Source organism: Bradyrhizobium sp. Kon69 (assembly GCF_055807515.1).
On record NZ_JBVVOS010000121.1, the window covers coordinates 1 to 442 of the forward strand.

The 442-nt window shown below is 65.4% G+C and carries 1 protein-coding gene; it reads left to right on the forward strand.

The window, feature by feature from the left end; all coding sequences use genetic code 11:
* Positions 1 to 63 precede the first annotated feature (63 nt).
* The coding region (locus AC0L3U_RS38490; RefSeq protein ID WP_473364976.1) for a cobalamin biosynthesis protein at positions 64 to 442 on the forward strand (379 nt) is incomplete at its 3' end.

Genomic DNA, 442 nt, shown 5'->3' on the forward strand with positions numbered 1-442 from the left:
ATCAGCCGCGCCCACGACTCCAGTATGATGGGCGCCCTGCACTTACAAAAACCGGAGCCCCAGATGCCGCTGACCCAACGCGACAGCGCCCGCCTCGACCGCCAATTGATCGCCGCCCTGTTGCACGCGGCACTCTTCTTCGGAATCAAACTGCACGCAACGCTCCATCGCCAAGGCCGGAACGTCTGCAGCATGCAAAGCCGTGGCGGTCAGCTCGCGCATGCGTTGGTCGGCACCGGTGGCGAGGGCGAGTGCCTTGTTGGCGCGGGTGTCGAACACCCAGGTTACCCGCAGGCTTTGGGGGAAGGCGCTGAAGTCGCCCGCGCTGCCACCGAGTCGGTGCTGGAAAACGGCAGCGACGCTGTGTTCGCCGCGTTGTTCTGGTTCGTGGTCGCTGGCGTGCCGGGGGTGGTGCTCTATCGCCTGAGCAACACCCTTGACG